Genomic DNA, 1,239 nt, shown 5'->3' with positions numbered 1-1,239 from the left:
TGAACCGCTTGGATTTCTTGGACAGTGCCGAGCGTTAGTGTTCGGTCTTTCATGAGCCTTCGGCCGTAGGCCGAAGGCTGTATTGCCGGGCGAATTCGCCCGGCGTTAGCTCCTTGAGCGCCATGTGAGGTCGAGTCTCATTGTAGTCGCGGCGCCAAGCCTCGATCTCACGTTTGGCTTCCGCCAACGATTCGAACCAATGCAGGTTCAGGCATTCGTCCCTGAACGAGCCGTTGAATGTCTCGATGAAGCTGTTGTCGGTGGGCCTGCCTGGCCGGCTGAAGTCGATCTGCACCTTGTAGTGGTAGGCCCACATGTCCAGCAGGCGACCCGAGAATTCGCTGCCGTTATCGGCAAACAGGAACCGTGGTGCGTGACGTTGAGCCACCAAACGATTCAGCACCGACACGACGTCCTCGGCACGCAGGCGCTTGCCCACTTCAATGGCCAGTGCTTCACGACTAAAGATGTCCACGACCGTCAGGGCTCGCAGGCGGGTACCGTCGGCCAATTGGTCCGCGACAAAGTCCAGGCTCCAGACTTCATTGGGGCGAACCGGCACGCAGCGCTCGCGGCGCGACACCACCATCTTGCGGCGTTTGGGCAGCTTCGAACGCAGTTGAAGCTGCTCTTCGGCGTAGAGCCGATAGACCCGATTCCGGCTCACACGCCAACCTTCACGCTTGAGTAGCACGTGCACGCGCCGGTAGCCATATCGAACGCGCGTCTGTGCGATCTCGCGCATGCGTTGACGCAGTGCCGTCTGCGGGTCCTTGACGCTGCGATAGTAGTGGGTGCTGCGAGCTTGCTTGACTAGCCGGCACGCCCGCTGCGTCGGAAGACCGTAGTGATCCATGATGTAGCTCACTGCCTGTCTCTTCAGCGCGGGCGCGGCCACTTTTTTGTGGCGATATCCTGCAGGATGGCCTTGTCCAGACTCAGTTCCGCAACCAGCTTCTTGAGCCGCTCATTCTCGTCCTGGAGTTGTTTCAGTTCGCGGACCTGGTTCGACTCCAGGCCCGCGTACTGCTTCTTCCATCGGTAATACGTCTGCTCCGATATCCCGAGCTGCCGAACCAGATCCGCCACCGGCATGCCCAGCTCAGCTTGTTTGAGCGCGGCCACGATCTGCTCCACCGAGTATTGCTTGCGCTTCATCGCCAACCTCCCGTTCCTATTGGGAAAATTGCCTCCGAAACACTAACACTCATTTGTGTCCAGGATTTCTAGAGCAGATCA

The 1,239-nt window shown here is 59.1% G+C and carries 1 protein-coding gene; it reads right to left on the bottom strand.

Features of this window, described 5'->3' with window-relative positions; all coding sequences use genetic code 11:
* Window positions 1–49: 49 nt before the first annotated feature.
* A protein-coding gene (locus WT24_RS02970) for an IS3-like element ISBcen22 family transposase (RefSeq protein ID WP_156441735.1) occupies window positions 50–1,158 on the bottom strand; the annotation gives its coding sequence in 2 pieces (ribosomal slippage) (window positions 50–897 and window positions 897–1,158; 1,110 coding nt in all).
* Between the last annotated feature and the right edge of the window lie 81 nt (window positions 1,159–1,239).

Origin of the sequence: Burkholderia sp. MSMB1078WGS (genome assembly GCF_001528895.1) — a bacterium.
GTDB lineage: Bacteria > Pseudomonadota > Gammaproteobacteria > Burkholderiales > Burkholderiaceae > Burkholderia.
This window is presented reverse-complemented; position numbering and strand designations above follow the sequence as displayed.